This is a genomic window from Flavobacterium fragile (assembly GCF_023634865.1).
Lineage (GTDB): Bacteria > Bacteroidota > Bacteroidia > Flavobacteriales > Flavobacteriaceae > Flavobacterium > Flavobacterium fragile.
The window spans coordinates 139165-157599 of the sequence record NZ_JAMLJN010000005.1; the positions used below are offsets into that span (position 1 = coordinate 139165).

Consider the following 18435-nt stretch of genomic DNA (forward strand, 5'->3'; position numbering starts at 1 on the left):
TAAATTTTAAAAAAGTAAAATTGATTAATGTTTAGACACAAGGGCAAAACAAGAACTTTGAAGCATAATTTAAGAATTGCTACGTTATTGTCATTTGTGGCTGGAATTGTTAATGTTGGCGGTTTTTTGGCAGTTCAACGCTTAACAACTAATGTAACGGGACATTTTGCATTTTTTGTAGACGAAATGCTTAAACTCAACTTCTGGATGGGTTTTATCTATTTCTTATATATTTTCTTCTTTTTCTTAGGTTCGTTTACATCCAATCTTATTGTTGAAATAATAACAAAAAAAAACGATCGGTTAATTTACATCATTCCCACCATTATAGAAACGGTGATATTACTTCTTTTAGCAGTATTTGGACAATTTCTTGTTGAAAAAAATCCCAATTTATTAGCATGTACGTTACTTTTTTCGATGGGTTTGCAAAATTCGTTGGTAACCAAAATTTCGAATTCAACTGTTAGAACAACTCACTTAACAGGTTTATTTACAGACTTAGGAATTGAGCTGTCACAATTGCTCTTCTACAAAGAAAAAGAACAGAGAAAGAAACTTTTTGCTTCTATAAAATTAAGATTTACTATCATCACTTTTTTCTTCTGGGGAGGAATTTTAAGTGGTGTACTTTACTCGTCTTTGCAACTTTATGTGTTAGCTATTGCTGCTGCAATTTTGCTATTGGGAATCTTTTACGACGATTTAAAGTTTAAAATAATAATGAAAAACAGAGGACAAATCGATGAAGTGAAAACAGACGAGGAATAATTAATTCTTGAGAATAAATAGTTACATCAAAAAAAAAATTAAATAAAAACATCGTTACCTTTTTACTTTTATCTAATCCTATTATTTCTTTCTCATTTTAACCGAAGTCTTTCTCAACTGCTGCGTAGCTTTATGCTTAAATTGTTGGTGAAACATAAACCACCCTCCTATAGCTCCTAAAATACTTCCAATTATAATATCTAGAAAACGGGTTGAAACAATAATTTCAGTATTTGTTGTAAAAGAACTTCCTATTTCTGCAAGTAGAATGGTCATCGGTGTAATAAAAATCATAGCCAAAGCATAATTTCTAGTAATTAAAAACTCTACCAAAAACTGAAGAATAAAAATACTAATACAAATAGTCAAGGGTGTTTTAAAAAAAGCTAATATGAGCCAACATAATCCAATACCTATAAAGGTACCCATAATACGATGTACCATTCGTTCCCAAACATGTTGCTTTGATATTCCCTGCATAATTGCCAAACAAGAAATAGGAATCCAATACGGGTTTTGTATTTTAAATAAATACCCGATAACAAAAGAAATAAAAATAAAGAAACCAACAATTACAGAATCTATCAAAGAAACAAATTTTCCTTTCTTGATTTGAATTACAAAAGCTAAAGAAGGGATTTCATTCTGAATTAAAAGTAAACTATGCAATAATGCAAAAAAACAAGCTAACATGGTACCTAAAAACAAAAAACCAATCTTTTCAGGAATCACGTCTACATGAAATTCCTGACAACTAGCCACTGAAGCAATCATGATGAAGAAAAAATTACCAGGCGGCTTTATTTTGAAATAAGTGGTTAACCAATGAATGAGCATCGCAAATAAACCAAGAGAAATAGAGGATGCAAATGGATTAAAACTAAAACTTAATCCAATACCCAGAGAAAAGACAAATCCTAAAGAACAAAACAATAACGTTATCATTCTACTAGCAAATGACAAATTAGGCTGATAATATAAAATGACTAATCCTCCTAAACTCGCTAAAAGCCCCATAGGTATAGCATTGAATATATAACCTAAAAACAAAGGAAATCCCACACAAATAGCAGCCAAGTATGGAATATGATGGGAGCGTTTATTAGGTTTTAGCTCGAAAAAAAGTTGTATTTTTTTTCTAATTGTATTCAAAAGTGATAAAATAAGAGGTAAAGGTACTACATTTAAAAGGTATTCATTTTACAATAAACTAGTTTAACAAAAAAATCCCAATCTTACGATTGGGATTTTTACAACTAAAATCTATTTACTTGATAATTTCAATTTTCAAAGCTTCTTCTTGATTTACCGAATCAAAGAAACCTTGTTCACTCATCCATTCGTCGCTAAAAACTTTACTCATATATCTTGAGCCATGGTCTGGGAAAATGATAACTACATTACTATCAGCATCAAATTCACCATCTTCAGCATATTGCTTAACTGCTTGAAATGCTGCTCCAGAAGTGTAACCTACAAAAAGTCCTTCCTTTTTTACTATTTCTCTAGCTGTATGAGCACTGTCTTCATCCGATACTTTAATAAACTTATCAATAATATCAAAGTCAGTAGCGGTAGGTATTAAGTTTTTACCTATACCTTCTATACGATAAGGATAAATTTCGTCATTATCAAATTCTCTAGTTTCGTGATACTTTTTCAAAACCGAACCAAAAGCATCAACACCTAAAATTTTAATATTAGGATTCATTTCTTTTAAAAATCGAGCTGTTCCTGAAATAGTTCCTCCAGTACCACTACAAGCCACAAGGTGCGTAATTTTACCTTTTGTTTGTTCCCAAATTTCAGGACCTGTACTTCTGTAGTGAGCATCTACATTTAAATCGTTAAAATATTGATTGATGTAAACCGAACCTTTTGTTTCTTCATGCAAACGTTTTGCTACATTGTAATAAGAACGCTCATCATCAGCAGAAACGTGTGCTGGACAAACATAAACCTTAGCTCCCATGGAACGCAACATATCGATTTTATCTTTTGATGATTTAGAACTCACCGCTAAAATACAATCGTAACCTTTAATGATGCTTACCATTGCTAAACTAAAACCTGTATTACCTGAAGTTGTTTCGATAATCGTGTCACCTGGTTTTAGAATACCACGCTTTTCAGCCTCTTCAATGATATATAGTGCAATTCGATCTTTGGTAGAATGTCCTGGGTTAAAGGCTTCAACTTTTGCATAGAAATTACCTTTTAAATCAGCTGATACCTTGTTCAATTTAATTAATGGAGTATTTCCAATTAATTCCAAAACACTATTATAGGCTTTTATTTCTTCTTTCATATGAAGATATAGTTTGTTTTTATGTTTCAAAAATACTATGCATTACTAGCATTTGTTGTATTTTATACTTATTTAATGTCTTTAAATTGCCAAATTTGACACTTCTAAAACCTTGCAAATTTAACAAAAAAAGTTTAACTACTTAGTAATTTTTTCCAAATCTAATAAAAAAGCAAATTCTTTTGCCAATTCTTTTAATGCTTCAAATCGGCCCGAAGCACCACCATGTCCGGCATCCATGTTGGTATCCAAAAACAATTGCTTGTCATTTGTTTTCATTACACGCAATTTAGCAACCCATTTTGCTGGCTCCCAATATTGTACTTGAGAATCGTGTAAACCTGTAGAAACATACATATTTGGATAAGCTTGCGCTTTTACCTGATCATAAGGTGAATAGGACAACATATAATCATAGTATACTTTCTCATTTGGATTTCCCCATTCATCATACTCCCCTGTTGTTAATGGAATTGTATCATCTAACATAGTTGTAACTACATCCACAAACGGAACTTGAGCTATAACCCCATTGTACAATTCTGGATTCATATTCACAACAGCTCCCATTAACAAACCACCAGCCGAACCTCCTTCTGCATATAAATGTTCTGGCGATGTATATTTTTCAGCAATTACAAATTTAGAACAATCAATAAAATCGGCAAACGTGTTCATTTTCTTCAAAAGCTTTCCGTTTTCATACCATTCTCTACCTAAGTCCTCTCCTCCTCTAATATGAGCAATGGCATAGATAAAACCTCTATCCAACAAACTCAAACGAGTAGATGAAAAATAAGGATCCATTGTAGCACCGTAAGAACCATAAGCATATAATAACAATGGATTTTTACCATCTTTTTGAATTCCTTTTCTATATACCATAGAGATTGGCACTTTAGTTCCGTCAGTAGCCGTAGCCCAAATACGTTCTTCAACATAATTGTTCTTATCAAATTTGCCACCTAAAATCTCTTGTTCTTTCAATACTTTCTTCTCCTGAGTCCTCATATTAAAATCAATCACAGAAGATGGTGTTGCCATTGATTGGTAACCATAACGAAGAATTTCAGTGTCGAAATCAACGTTTGTAGTTGTGTAAGCTGTATAAGTTTCACTTTCAAAAGGTAAGTAGTACTCCCCTTTTCCATTCCAAGGACGAATTTGAATTTTATTTAATCCGTTTGAACGCTCTTCTACTACCAAATAATCTTTAAAAATTTCGATTCCTTCTAATAAAACATCTTTTCTATGTCCAATTAAATCTTTCCAGTTTTCAGCTGATGTAGCTGTTTCTGGTGTTTTCATTAATTTGAAATTCGTTGCTTTGTCTTTATTTGTAACAATGTAAAAACTGTCACCATAATGCGAAATTGTATATTCTAATCCTCGTGTTCTCTTTTGGAAAACTTTAAATTGACCGTTCGGATTTTTTGCATCTAAAATTTGATATTCCGATGTCAACGTACTTGATGAACCTATAACTAAGTATTTCTTAGATTTTTCTTTGTAAACAAATGTATTGAATGTATCATCTTTTTCATGAAAAACCATGGTGTCTGTCGAAGCATCTGTTCCTAAAGTATGCTTATAAATCTTATCAGAACGTAAGGTTTGAGCATCTTTGCGCGTATAAAACAAGGTTTTGTTATCACCAGCCCAAATAGAACCTCCAGTTGTGTTTTCTAATTTTACCGGAAGAATTTCACCTGTTTCCAAGTTTTTAATTTGAATTGTGTATTGTCTTCTTGAAACTAAATCCACTCCAAACGCCACCCATTTGTTATCTTCACTAACGCTAATACCAGACAAGTTAAAATAAGCGTGTCCTTTGGCCATTTCGTTACAATCAAACATGATTTCTTCTTTGGCATCTAAACTTCCTTTCTTGCGTGAATAAATTGGATAATCTTTTCCTTTTTCAAAACGAGTAATGTAGTAATATCCATTGTACAAATAAGGAACCGAACTATCGTCTTCTTTTATTCTTGACTTCATTTCTAAGAACAATTCGTCTTGAAATTGTTTGGTATGAGCAGTAGCCTTTTGGTAATATTCGTTTTCTTTATTTAAGTAATCGATAACTTCTGGATTTTCTCTTTCATTTAACCAATAATAGTTATCAATTCTTTTATCACCATGCTTTTCTAAAACTTTAGGAACTATTTTAGCTACAGGAGGAACTATTTTATCTGACATTTTTTTTGTTTTAATTTGACTGTAAACAGGAACAAAAATAATACAACTAAGAAGTAAATAAGTGATTTTTTTCATGAAGTTTTAAACTAATTATTAACCGCTAATTTACTATTTTTGCTCAAATAAAAAAACTAAAATTATGTTTGGAGATATTATGGGTATGATGGGTAAACTTAAGGAAACCCAACAAAAAGTAGAAGAAACCAAGAAGCGTTTAGACTTTGTTTTAATCGATGAAAAAAGCAGTGATGGCTTACTTGAAGTTACTTTAACGGCAAACCGAAAAATTAAAAACATTTCCGTAAGTGATGATTTACTTAACGACAAGGAAATGCTTGAAGATTATTTAGTTAACGTTTTAAACAAAGCCATAGAAAAAGCAACAAACGTTCATGAAACGGAGTTGGCGGCTGTTGCTAAAGAAGGCATGCCAAATATCCCAGGAATGGATATGTTTAAATAATTCCCATTCCTAAAGCTATAGCCACCAAAAGCAATAAAACAGCCACGAAAACTTGGAGAAATTTCAGGGTAACTTTCTTTAATAGTTGGTTACCCAAATACGCTCCAGCAATGGCACACAGCGTTGCCGAAATCAACAAGACTTTATTTTCATACAAGGTATAAGTGGTTATTTTTGAAGCGTAAACACTCAAGCGCGTAAAATCGATAAACATAGAAACTACGATTCCTGAAGCAATAAAACTTTCTTTGGACAAACCAGCTTTAATTAAAAACGCACTTCGCAAAGCCCCTTGATGTCCGGAAAGTCCGCCAAAAAATCCGCTTAAAATTCCACCTAAAGGCAATTTATCTTTTCCAAATTCCATTTTACTTAAATACGGAATCAAATCTAAAAGCGCAAATATTACTAATAAAACAGCTATGATGAATTTTATTGGTAAAACTTCCCATTCTTTTCCAAAAAGCGAATAACGAAACAAAGGTTGCAAATCTGAAATTTGTAATAACAACCACGAACCTATCATAGCCGCAAAAATCGCTGGGATTCCAAATTTTAGTAAAACTTCTTTGTTGGCGTGTTTTCCAACCAAAAAAAACTTGAATAAATTGTTAGCAAAATGTACTAATCCGCACAAACCTATCGCAATATCCACTGGAAAAAACAACATGAAAACTGGAGTTAGTAAAGTTCCCAATCCAAAACCTGAGAAAAAGGTTAGAATGGCAGTTAAAAAAGCTACAATTGAAATGATTACGATTTCCATAAAATTATTCTTTCAAGTTACAAGTTTCAGGTTTGATTTTCTAAATTTTAATAACTTTTATAAATCTGTGTCCAAAACATTAAAAAGTTAATTTCGAAAACACTTCCATTACATACTCATGCATCACTTCTTTGTAATCTAAATGGGTTACAATACGAAGTTTTCCATGCCCCATGGAACTAATCGAAATTCCTTTTTGTTTTAATTTTTCCATGAAAAGTTTCTCATCTACAAAGGGTTGCAAGCCAAAAATCAAAATATTAGTTTCTACAGGTTCCACATTAGCAACCCACGGCATTTTTTCCAACAAATTGCCTAATTCTTTTGCTCTTCTATGATCAATTTCTAAACGACTGATGTTATTCTGCAAAGCAAATAATCCAGCAGCAGCCAAATATCCCGATTGACGCATATTGCCTCCAAAAATTTTACGAATTCTCAACGCACGATGCATGTCTGCTTTACTTCCCAACAAAACCGAACCTATAGGAGCTCCTAATCCTTTCGATAAACAAACTGAAATTGTATCGAACAATTCCCCAAAATGTTTGGGATGTTGTTTTTTTGCTACTAACGCATTCCACAAACGTGCACCATCTAAATGATATTTTAAATTATTTTCGATGCAAACTTGTTTAATTTCTCGCAAAGGTTGTAAATCATAACAAGCACCTCCACCTTTATTCGTAGTGTTTTCAATACTTACTAGCGAAGTTAAAGGGGCATGATAAAATTCGGGATCATTAATTCCGTTTTTAACCAAGTCCGCTGTAATCATACCACGATTTCCATCAACCAAACAACATGAAACACCACTATTAAATGATGCTCCTCCCCCTTCATAATGATAAATATGTGAGTATTTATCGCAAATTACTTGCTCGCCAGGCTGCGTATGCAACTTAATCGCGGTTTGATTTGCCATTGTTCCGGAAGGAAAAAACAAGGCGGCTTCCATCCCAAATAAATCCGCCAAGGTTTCCTCTAACTCATTGACAGTTGGGTCTTGTTTGTATACATCATCACCTACTTTAGCATTAAACATAGCGTTTAACATTTCAACAGAAGGCTTCGTTACGGTATCACTTACTAAATTTATTTCCATAGAATAAAAAAGAATAGCTATTTTTGTTCTGTAAAACTACAATATTTATGATAAATACAGAACAAGTCAGAGATATTATTGATCGCCTTGGTGCGTTAAGGAGGTATCTTTGACATCGATGCCAAAACGATTGAAATAACTAACGAAGAAGAAAAAACATTCGCTCCCGACTTTTGGAACAACGCCAAAGAAGCCGAAATTATTATCCGAAACCTACGTTCGAAAAAGAAATGGGTACAAGATTATAATAAAGGTTTAGAACTTTCTGAAGAACTTCAAATAATGATGGATTTCTTTAGAGAAGGCGATGTTACAGAGGAGGAAGTTGAAGAGCAATATCAAAAAACCTTTCATCACATTGAAGATTTAGAATTCCGAAACATGCTTTCCGATGAAGGAGACAGCATGAGTGCGGTTTTACAAATTACAGCAGGTGCTGGTGGAACCGAAAGTTGTGATTGGGCATCCATGTTGATGCGTATGTATTTAATGTGGGGAGAAAAACAAGGCTACAAAATTAAAGAGCTGAACTTTCAAGAAGGTGATGTAGCAGGAATTAAAACGGTAACCTTAGAATTTGAAGGCGACTTTGCTTTTGGTTATTTAAAAGGTGAAAACGGTGTACATCGATTAGTGCGAATTTCTCCTTTTGATAGTAATGCAAAACGTCATACGTCTTTTGCTTCGGTATATGTGTATCCTTTGGTGGATGATTCTATTGAAGTAGAAATCAATCCTGCTGATATTGAAATTATCACTTCTCGTTCGAGTGGTGCCGGTGGTCAAAACGTGAACAAAGTGGAAACTAAGGTACAGTTGTTTCACAAACCAACAGGAATTCAAATTCAGTGTTCAGAAACGCGCTCACAACAAGACAACCGCCAACGTGCAATGCAAATGTTGAAATCGCAGTTATACGAAATCGAATTAAACAAACGTCTAGCACAAAGAGCCGATATCGAAGCAGGAAAAATGAAAATCGAATGGGGTTCACAAATTCGAAATTATGTTATGCATCCTTATAAATTAGTCAAAGACGTTCGAACAAGTTATGAAACAAGTGATGTTGACGCCGTAATGAATGGAGAAATAGATAATTTCTTGAAAGCCTATTTAATGATGATGGGGCAAAAAGAAGAATAAAAAAAGAGGATATATATCCTCTTTTTTTATAACTATAAATATGTATTAAAAAAATAATTTAAGGAGAAAATATATTAAAGCTGCCAAAACAGCCGAAACTGGAATTGTTAATATCCAAGCCCATAGTAATTTAACTGTTACTCCCCAACGAACAGCAGAAATCCTCTTTGTTACACCAACTCCAATAATAGAACCTGTGATAGTATGTGTCGTTGAAACTGGAATTTTAAAATGCTCTGTAGTAAATAAAGTAATGGCACCTGCAGATTCAGCTACTACACCTTCAAAAGCACTAACTTTAGTAATTTTAGAACCCATTGTTTTTACGATTTTCCAACCTCCACTCAAAGTTCCTAATGCAATTACGGTATAACATGTTAACGGAATCCATCCTGGCATAGCACCTGAATCAATATCGATATGCAAATCTAAAAGACCTCCAATAGACAATTCTGCATCAGGATTAGATTTTACATAGACCATTACAGCTGCTGCAATAATACCCATTACCTTTTGAGAATCGTTACCACCGTGTCCTAAACTGAATGCTGCAGATGATAATAATTGCATTCTCTTCAAAACTAGTTCGGCTTTAGCTGTAGACAAACTACTGAAAAGTAAATTAAAAATGGCTAAACCATAAAAGATAAAGGCAACTAAAAACCATTTGATATTGTGCGGTTCTGTAATGACACTCCAAAATTCACTTTCAAATCTTGGCTTTTTGATTTCCTCAAATGGAACCATCACACTGTACAAAAACCAAGCTACTAGTAACATCAAAAGTATAGTAAACAACTTAGGATAAATATTCTTTTTCGACGAATACATAAGCCACAAGGAGATAAAGTAAGAAATGATCATTCCAAGTAAAGGAGCAAAAACAATAAACAAAATTACAATTACTACCCCTGAAGGTAATAACTCTCCTTCTTTAGCAGCTTTGAACCAGTTTACAATTTTAAATCCTGCATGCTCAGGATCCGTAACACTTGATAAACCATGAGCAATAGCAGCCCCTGCAAATCCTCCAATAAGCGTATGAGAAGATGACGATGGTATCCCTTTTAACCAAGTGATAATATTCCAAATAATAGCGGCAATAACACCAGCTAAAATTGTAATTAAATCAATACTATTAGTATGAGCTGTTTTAGCAACTGTATCCGCTACACCAAAACCAAAAACCCAGTAGGCTAGGAAGTTAAAAAAAGCAGCCCATAGTACAGCCTGAAAAGGAGTTAATACTTTTGTAGCTACAACAGTTGCAATTGAATTTGCCGCATCATGGAAACCGTTGATGTAGTCAAAAACTAATGCCAAAAAAATGATGACAAGTAATAATGTAAAATCCATAATTGGTTTTATTTAAATTAAACAATTATGAATGTTTCACTGAAATTTGTTCCATTACGTTAGAAACACGCTTACACTTATCTGAAGCAGATTCTAAAGCAGATAATACTTCTTTATATTTGATGATGTTTTTTGCATCACTTTCACTTTCAAAAATATCAGCTACAGCTTTGTCAAAAACTAAATCTGCTTTACTTTCTAACTTATTAATTCGTTTACAAGATTCTTTAATAGCTTTATGATTCATATCTTTAAGCTCTTTGATTCCTTTTCCAATAAGTTGACAGGCCTCTAAGTTAATTTCAGTTAATTTTCTGATTGACTTAGTAATTTTCTCCACTTGGTACAAACGCATTCTACTAGCGGCACCTTGCATAAAATCAGCTACATCATCCATAGCTTTAATTAAATCATGTATGTCCTCTCTATCAAATGGTGTGATAAAGTTTTTACTTAATTCAATATTTGTATTGTGAGTGATTTCCTCAATAATAGATTCTAATTCATCTACTTTTTTGAAATATTCTTCTCTTTCTCCCTTAGGAGCGTTAACTGCTTCATGAAGAGTTTCAGCTAATAAAACTAAATTTGCTGATGCTTGCTCAAAAAGAGGGAAGAATTTTTTATCTTTCGGAACAAAAAACTGAAAAAAATTGTTTAATGACATGTTCTACATATTTAAATTCTGAGCAAAAGTAATTCATTAATGTTAAGTTACTGTTAAGTTAATAATAGCAAGAAGTTATGAATTTAATGAATTAAAAATTTTTCATAAATTAAATAACGTTTTCTTATTTTTACCAAAAAAATTGAAATGGATATTAATTTTAATAAAAACGAAGATCACAACAAACTTTTACTTTCAGATTTAAAATCTCGCTTTGCTAAAGTTAAATTAGGTGGCGGACAAAAACGTATTGATAAATTGCATGCCGAAGGCAAAATGACCGCTCGTGAACGCATTGATTATCTTTTAGATGATAAAGCAAAAAGTATCGAAATTGGTGCTTTTGTAGGAGACGAAATGTATGAAGAACACGGAGGATGTCCTTCTGGAGGTGTTGTAGTTAAAATGGGATATGTTTCTGGAAAACAATGTATTGTGGTAGCCAATGATGCTACTGTAAAAGCAGGCGCTTGGTTTCCAATTACCGGAAAAAAGAATTTAAGAGCGCAAGAAATTGCAATCGAAAATAGATTACCTATCATTTACTTAGTAGACTCTGCTGGGGTTTATTTACCATTGCAAGATGAAATTTTCCCAGATAAAGAAAATTTCGGAAGAATTTTTAGAAATAATGCCATTATGAGCAGCATGGGAATTACCCAAATTGCCGCTGTAATGGGAAGTTGTGTTGCTGGTGGTGCTTACTTGCCTATCATGAGTGATGAAGCTTTAATTGTGGATAAAACTGGAAGTATTTTCTTAGCAGGAAGTTATTTAGTAAAAGCCGCTATTGGAGAAAGTATTGATAACGAAACACTGGGTGGTGCTACAACACATTGCGAAATTTCAGGTGTAACGGATTATAAAGCTAAAGATGATAAAGATGCTTTAGACCGAATTAAATCGGTAGTTGGTAAAATTGGTGACTATGAAAAAGCAGGTTTCAACCGAGTAAAAGCAGAAAAACCAGCATTAGATCCAAAAGACATTTACGGTATTTTACCAAAATCGCGTGCAGATCAGTATGATATGATGGAAATCATTAAGCGTTTGGTAGATAATTCTGAGTTTGACGAATACAAAGCAGGTTACGGTCAAACCATAATCACTGGTTACGCACGTATTGAGGGTTGGGCAGTAGGAATTGTAGCCAATCAAAGAAAAATTGTAAAAACAGCCGGAGCCAAAACAAAACCAAGCGAAATGCAATTCGGAGGTGTAATTTATTCGGATTCAGCAGATAAAGCAACCCGTTTTATTGCTAATTGTAATCAAAAGAAAATACCATTGGTGTTTTTACAAGACGTTACGGGATTCATGGTAGGTTCAAAATCAGAACATGGTGGCATTATTAAAGATGGTGCTAAAATGGTAAATGCGGTTTCTAACTCAGTTGTTCCCAAATTTACTGTAGTTATAGGAAATTCATACGGAGCAGGAAATTATGCGATGTGTGGAAAAGCCTATGATCCAAGATTAATCTTTGCTTGGCCAAGTGCTGAATTAGCCGTAATGGGTGGTGCTCAAGCAGCAAAAGTATTGTTACAAATTGAAGCAGCTTCCTTGAAAGCAAAAGGCGAAGAAATCACACCCGAAAAAGAAGCAGAATTATTCGATAAAATTAAAGCGCGTTACGACAAGCAAGTATCTCCTTATTACGCAGCCGCTCGTTTATGGACAGATGCAATCATTGACCCATTAGACACCAGAACTTGGATTTCTATGGGAATTGAAGCAGCCAACCACGCTCCTATTGAGAAACCATTTAATTTAGGAGTGATTCAGGTATAATAAATAAAATTTTAAAAACTTAATAACCACGAATTCACGAATGTTTATATTTGTGAATTCGTGGATTTTTTTATGAAAAAAGTAATCTTCCAACCTTTCAAAACCAATATTTCAGGTATTGCTTTACCAGAAAAATTTACCTTTCCTTTTTATTACGAACCGCATGAATTGAGCATAATTGCAGCTAATGAATTGCAATCGTATTTGGAATCACAAACTGATTTTGAACATAATTTTGGATTACAAGAAAATCAAGAAGGTTTAGTAATTGGAAAAATGTTTGGCGTTTTGGTTTGTCAAAATCAAGAAGGTGAACTTGGCTATTTATGGGCTTTTTCTGGAAAATTGGCGGGTGTAAATCATCATCCCTATTTTGTACCTACTATTTTTGATATGTTGCACGAAGATGGATTTTTTAGAAAAGAAGAAGAAGTTTTGAATGCCATCAATCGTAAAATTGAAATTTTAGAAAATTCAGACGAACTTCATACAAAGAAAAATCAATTAGACATTATCAAAATTGAAGCTTTAACCGACGTTCAAAATCAGAAAGATAAAATCAAAAGATTGAAGTTGGAACGCGATGAAAAACGAAATTCCTTCGTCAATTTATCGTCATTTGAAATTGAACAATTAGAAGTGGAACTTTCGGAAGAAAGCAAAAAAGAAAGTATTTTGCTCAAAAAAATGACCAAATACTGGAATTTTCAAATCGAAAATGCTCAGAAAGAAGTCAATTTACTTTTGGATGAAATTAATAAATTGAGAGAAGAACGCCGAGTAAAATCGGGAGCATTACAACAGAAACTTTTTGCTGAATATTCTTTTCTAAATCAATTTGGTGAACGCAAAAGTATTGGCGAAATTTTCAATAATAATCCACCTGCGGGTGCTGGAGAATGTGCGGCTCCTAAGTTATTACATTTCGCTTTCGAACATCATTTAAAACCTATTGCCATGGCGGAATTTTGGTGGGGACAATCGCCAAAATCTGAAATTAGAAAGCACAAACAATTTTATCCAGCTTGCAAAAGTAAATGCGAACCTATTTTGTTATCGCACATGCTAAAAGGTTTGGATATGGATACCAATCCGTTTCAAGAAAATCCAGCGGAAGGTAAAAATATCGAGATTATTTATGAAGATGACGTTTTAGCAGTAATAAATAAACCTGCAGAATTTCTATCGGTTCCTGGAAAAATTATTTCCGATTCAGTATATCAAAGAGTCAAAGAATTATATCCAAACGCCACTGGACCATTAATTGTGCATCGTTTAGACATGTCGACCTCTGGTTTAATGTTGATTGCTAAAGAGGAAGAAACGTATGTAAAATTACAAAGTCAATTCATAAAGCGAACGATTAAAAAGCGATATGTTGCTTTACTAGATGGAATTTTAGAAGCAAATGAAGGTTTTATCGATTTACCTCTACGAGTAGATTTAGACGATCGTCCACGCCAATTGGTTTGCTATGACCATGGAAAAACAGCGCAGACCAAATGGGAAAAGATAGAAGTTAGAGACAATCAAACTTTAGTTTACTTCTACCCTATAACCGGAAGAACGCATCAATTACGAGTTCACGCTTCTCACGAATTGGGCTTAAAAACACCTATTATAGGCGATGATTTATATGGCACAAAAGCCAATCGTTTACATTTACATGCCGAAAGTCTGACTTTTGAACATCCAATAACAAAGGAAACAATCACAATTAAGAAACAAGCTGAGTTTTGAAACTAACTGTAAAATTCTATTTTTTCTACTAGGTCTTTAAAAGTAAAGGGTTTTCGAATGTAAGACTTAACGCCTAAATTTAGGCCATATAGTTCATCTTTCTTTTCCACCTTTGCAGATAAAAGTAGTACAGGAATATGAGCATTTTCAGAATTCATATGTTGATTAACAAAACCATAGCCATCTAAAATTGGCATCATTACATCACAAATAATAATTTCGGGTTGCACTTCATTTACTTTTTGTAAACCATCTTTCCCATTAAATGCCAAGAACACTTCATATCCAAAATGTTGCAACATTTCGGCTATAGTTTCTCTTAAATTAACTTCATCATCAATAATTAAAACTCGTTTCATATTCAATTGTTTTTTTTATAAAGTGGAAATTTTAAAGTGACTTTTGTTCCTTTACCTAATTGACTTTCTAACTGAACTTTACCTGAATTTTTTTTGGTAAACATTTTAACTATATACAAACCAAGCCCAGTACCTTGAATGCCATTAGAGTTACTAGCTCTGTAAAATGTGTTAAACAATTTAGGCTGATCTTCCTCTGGAATTCCAATCCCGTTGTCTATGACTTCAACAAAAATAAATTGGTCTTTAGAAAATAAATTAAGTCTAATATTTTCGCCACCATCAGAATATTTAAAGGCGTTATTTATGATATTAAATAGTGTATATTTTATTAGATTAACATCTGCAAAAATGAATGCTTCTGCATTATTATCAAAATGACTATCCACTACTCTAGCATCTTTTTGATGAGAGAAACTAGTTTCTATTACCTCTAAACAAATTTCTTTTAAATTACAAGGTGTTGGATTAAAATTGGTCTTATTGGCATCATCTTTGGAAATAATTAAAACAGCATCCATTAACTCTACAATTCGATCAATTTCTTTAGTAATAATATCAATTCTCTTTTCAACTTGAGTGGCATTTAAGAAATCGCTATTTTGCAAATACATAGAAATTAGCTCAGCACTGGTTCGTATGGTTGTCATAGGCGTTCTGAACTCATGTGAAATGGTAGACACTAGGTTAGTTCGCAATTCATTTAAGTGTCGTTCTTGAAGTAAGGTATCTTCGATAATTTTTTCCGCTTTTTTTCGTTGTGTTATATCGCGGGTGCTCGATTGAAAACTAACAGGTTCGTTTTCATCTTGAACTAAAGTTGCATTAGTTTCGAACCAAATGTATTCGCCAACAGAATTTTTTAATCGTACTTGTTCCGAAATTCGCTGTTTATTTTTTATGATATCTCCTATCCTATTTTTGAATTTCTCTAAATCATCAGGATGAATTATTTCTTGTGGATGTTTTCCAATAAGGTCTTCGGGTGAATATCCTAATAAATTTTTTATGGATGGTGAAACATATTTGAAACTTGCATCTAAATTATGTAAGCAGACTAAATCGACTGTATTATCAGCTAATAATCGGTACCAGTTCTTAGCCTCTATTAATTGTTGGGCTTTATTTCTATTGTTTTCTTCTATTAGAATTCGATTCTCTTCCTCCATTCTTTTTCGCTCCGAAATATCCACAACTTGTGCTACATAATGTTGTATTTTACCTTCGCTATCTTTAACAGTAGAAACCGATAAATGAACCCACACTAAAGATTGATTTTTATGAATAAATCTTTTTTCGAGCTGGAATCCAGGTATTAAACCATCATCTATTTTTTGTTTCAAAGCCAAATCTATTTCCAAATCCTCTTTAAAGGTAAACTCTTCAAAAGTGAGATTTTTAAATTCCTCTTTGGTATAACCGAGAATTTCACACATTCTGGTATTTACTTCAATCCAATTTCCATTTAAATTTACTAATGCGGAACCAAAAGATGAGTTGTTGAAAGCTCCTTTAAAACGTTCTTCGCTTTGCTGTAATTCATTTTTCAGGAATTTTTCTTGAGTTACATCTTGCATAGCACCAATCATTCTTATCGGTGTACCCAGACCATCATAAATAATTATAGCTTTATCACAAACATAAGCATAACTTCCGTCTGCTTTCAAATAACGATATTCGTGCCTCCACTTGATTTGTTTTTTTTTTGTTGCTAATGCTATAGAATTTTCATACTCCAATCTATCATCAGGATGGACTAAATTTTCACAAAATTCACCAGTTATTTTATTGTTTTCAAAATGATAGCCAAAAAGTTGAGAATACGTTTCTCCTACAAAAATTTCATCGGTAGTCATATTCCAATCCCACAAAGCATCGGAAGTGGCTTCACTGGCAAACTTGAAACGTTCGTTACTTTCTCTTAAGGCATCTTCAGCTTTTTTTCGTGCCGTAATATCGTTAAAAGTACATACCACATAAACCAATTCTCCTTTATCTCCAAAAACAGGAATTGCATCTACTAATAACCATGCGATGTCATTTTTTACAGGACGATGAACACCCATAACTACATTTTTAATGGGAACTAATTTGCTTATTGCTTGTGGTACAGGATGATCTTCTGACTTGAATTCCGTTCCATCTAAATGAACCACTTTCCAATGAGAATCAAAAGAAGACTTTCCTAACATTTGGTCTTCTGTTAAGCCTAACATATCACAAGCTGATTTGTTATATTCTAAAAATTCAGATTGTGGTCCTTGAACAATAATTCCAACAGCCGCATTTTGAATGACATTAGTTATTAACTGTCTACTTTTAAGAATTTCTTCGTTAATCTTCTTGCTTTCAGTAATATCTATACCATAACCTGTCATCATATCGAAATGCCCATTTTCATCAAAGATGGGAACAAACTTTCGAGAGTGATAAATTTTATCACCATTTGAACCTTCAAAAGAATCTTCCCATTCTACAATTTCACCCGAATTTAATGCACGTAAAAATTTTTCTCTTCTACTAATAGCAAAACTATCATTTCGATTCGTATGTTTTGCATATTCAAAATCATCTTTTCCTATGATAAATTTACGCAACTCATCATTTTTTATGGCTTCACGATTTAAATACATGTATTTATGATCTCGATCCCAAACTCCTAAATCTAATGGTAAACGATCTAATATTTTTTCATAAAATTCTTTTTGATTTGATATTACTTCTTGAGCTTTAATAAAATCAGTAACTTCCCTACAATTTCCAATATATAGTAATTGTCCTTCTCGTTCAACCAATATTACATTTGAAGAATGCCATACATAATGTCCTTTTTTATGTTGAACTCGATAAACAATTGTTTCATCAGATTTTTGATTAGGAATTAATTTACTTAAATAATCTTTAATATGGTCAATATCATCGGTATGAATATAAGTTGATGTACTTTTTCCTAATACATCTTCTATAGTGTAACCAGTTGTTGTTTCCCAACTATCAGAAATAAATAAAATTTCACCAGAGCTATTGAGTTCATAAAAGATTTCTTTTGAATTGTCTGAGAATAATTCAAATTTTTTATTTTGAAACCTTAAATCTCGGCTTAATCTTAAATTATCTAAAATTAAATTAAGCCCTAATTTTATTTGTTTAATGGTTAGTTCAAGTAAATTTAATTCTTTGGTTGAAAAAACTTTTTTTTCATTGTGAAATAAGGTCAAAAAAACAGAAGATTTGTTATCATCTAGAATAATAGGATAGGAAATAAAAAAAACATTTTCTAATGATTCATCTTTATGAAAACTATTGGTAAAAATATTAGAATTATGTTTTGAATCATTTGCTAAATACTTGTCGTAATCTATATTAAAATCACCTACTTTTACAGGGTAAGTATTATGATCGAACTGAACACATAACAAACAACTTGAAATATTACATTCTTCTATTAAAAAGGAAAGAATACTTTTTAACAAATCATTAGAAACCAATGTATTATGTAGATTAAAAATTGATTCTTTTTTGGTATTATGAGTAGTTTCTATCATTAAAATATCTATTTTGTGAAGAAATGCAAAGGATAAAATTTAAACATTGCAAGATAAGGCATATGTTCATAAATTTGACACAATAACTTTCAAATCAATAACATATAAATTTAATTTATAAGTATATTATACTGTAATTTTAAAAAAATAAGATTCAATATAGAAAATTAATTGAAGTTTAGTATGTTCGTGTCTAATGAATAATCGAAATAAAACATTAAA

At 32.5% G+C, this 18435-nt stretch carries 14 protein-coding genes; 5 read left to right on the forward strand and 9 right to left on the reverse strand.

Annotated elements, in window-relative coordinates; genetic code table 11:
* Positions 1 to 27 precede the first annotated feature (27 nt).
* Positions 28 to 771 (forward strand): YoaK family protein, encoded by a 744-nt coding sequence (locus NAT47_RS07740; protein WP_250581826.1) that lies wholly within the window; start codon positions 28 to 30, stop codon positions 769 to 771.
* 81 nt (positions 772 to 852) lie between these two features.
* On the opposite strand, the gene NAT47_RS07745 is transcribed toward NAT47_RS07740, so the two are convergent.
* The 3 genes from NAT47_RS07745 to NAT47_RS07755 all read right to left on the reverse strand — a co-directional run bounded on the left by NAT47_RS07745 (position 853) and on the right by NAT47_RS07755 (position 5278).
* Positions 853 to 1923: an FUSC family protein gene (locus NAT47_RS07745; protein ID WP_250581827.1), complete on the reverse strand. Its 1071-nt coding sequence runs from the start codon at positions 1921 to 1923 to the stop codon at positions 853 to 855.
* A gap of 115 nt (positions 1924 to 2038) precedes the next feature.
* Complete coding sequence (locus NAT47_RS07750) at positions 2039 to 3079, reverse strand: PLP-dependent cysteine synthase family protein (protein WP_250581828.1); 1041 nt, start codon at positions 3077 to 3079, stop codon at positions 2039 to 2041.
* Between the two features lie 138 nt (positions 3080 to 3217).
* Positions 3218 to 5278 (reverse strand): S9 family peptidase, encoded by a 2061-nt coding sequence (locus NAT47_RS07755; RefSeq protein WP_250581829.1) that lies wholly within the window; start codon positions 5276 to 5278, stop codon positions 3218 to 3220.
* Between the two features lie 139 nt (positions 5279 to 5417).
* Here NAT47_RS07755 and NAT47_RS07760 point away from each other — a divergent pair, with 139 nt between their 5' ends.
* The gene (locus tag NAT47_RS07760) at positions 5418 to 5741 is read left to right on the forward strand and encodes a YbaB/EbfC family nucleoid-associated protein (protein WP_250581830.1); all 324 of its coding nucleotides are present in this window, start codon (positions 5418 to 5420) and stop codon (positions 5739 to 5741) included.
* Here NAT47_RS07760 and NAT47_RS07765 read toward each other — a convergent pair.
* Entirely contained in the window at positions 5734 to 6507 is a 774-nt protein-coding gene (locus tag NAT47_RS07765; RefSeq protein WP_250581831.1) for a sulfite exporter TauE/SafE family protein, read from the reverse strand. The two genes, NAT47_RS07760 and NAT47_RS07765, sit on opposite strands and share 8 nt — an antisense overlap.
* Positions 6508 to 6586: 79 nt before the next feature.
* Positions 6587 to 7612 (reverse strand): threonine aldolase family protein, encoded by a 1026-nt coding sequence (locus tag NAT47_RS07770; RefSeq protein WP_250581832.1) that lies wholly within the window; start codon positions 7610 to 7612, stop codon positions 6587 to 6589.
* Between the two features lie 47 nt (positions 7613 to 7659).
* Between NAT47_RS07770 and prfB the strand changes: the two genes are divergently transcribed.
* Positions 7660 to 8755, forward strand: a protein-coding gene (gene prfB, locus NAT47_RS07775) for a peptide chain release factor 2 (RefSeq protein WP_250581833.1) whose coding sequence is annotated in 2 segments (ribosomal slippage) — positions 7660 to 7722 and positions 7724 to 8755 — 1095 coding nt in all. Because the reading frame shifts where the segments join, the coding sequence is not laid out codon by codon here.
* Positions 8756 to 8800: 45 nt separating this feature from the next.
* Here prfB and NAT47_RS07780 read toward each other — a convergent pair.
* Entirely contained in the window at positions 8801 to 10111 is a 1311-nt protein-coding gene (locus NAT47_RS07780; RefSeq protein ID WP_250581834.1) for an inorganic phosphate transporter, read from the reverse strand.
* A 25-nt stretch (positions 10112 to 10136) separates the two neighbouring features.
* Positions 10137 to 10778, reverse strand: a complete 642-nt coding sequence (locus tag NAT47_RS07785) for a DUF47 domain-containing protein (RefSeq protein WP_250581835.1) — start codon at positions 10776 to 10778, stop codon at positions 10137 to 10139.
* A gap of 147 nt (positions 10779 to 10925) precedes the next feature.
* Here NAT47_RS07785 and NAT47_RS07790 point away from each other — a divergent pair, with 147 nt between their 5' ends.
* Together NAT47_RS07790 and NAT47_RS07795 are read left to right on the forward strand one after the other, a co-directional pair.
* Positions 10926 to 12569, forward strand: coding sequence for an acyl-CoA carboxylase subunit beta (locus NAT47_RS07790; protein WP_250581836.1), 1644 nt, complete (start codon positions 10926 to 10928; stop codon positions 12567 to 12569).
* 72 nt (positions 12570 to 12641) lie between these two features.
* On the forward strand, positions 12642 to 14309 hold the full coding sequence (locus tag NAT47_RS07795; RefSeq protein ID WP_250581837.1) for an RluA family pseudouridine synthase: 1668 nt from the start codon (positions 12642 to 12644) through the stop codon (positions 14307 to 14309).
* A gap of 2 nt (positions 14310 to 14311) precedes the next feature.
* Here the strand turns inward: NAT47_RS07795 and NAT47_RS07800 are convergent, their stop codons facing one another.
* Both NAT47_RS07800 and NAT47_RS07805 read right to left on the reverse strand, forming a co-directional pair.
* Positions 14312 to 14668, reverse strand: coding sequence for a response regulator transcription factor (locus tag NAT47_RS07800; protein WP_250581838.1), 357 nt, complete (start codon positions 14666 to 14668; stop codon positions 14312 to 14314).
* Positions 14669 to 14670: 2 nt separating this feature from the next.
* On the reverse strand, positions 14671 to 18213 hold the full coding sequence (locus NAT47_RS07805) for a PAS domain S-box protein (protein WP_250581839.1): 3543 nt from the start codon (positions 18211 to 18213) through the stop codon (positions 14671 to 14673).
* Positions 18214 to 18435: the final 222 nt, after the last annotated feature.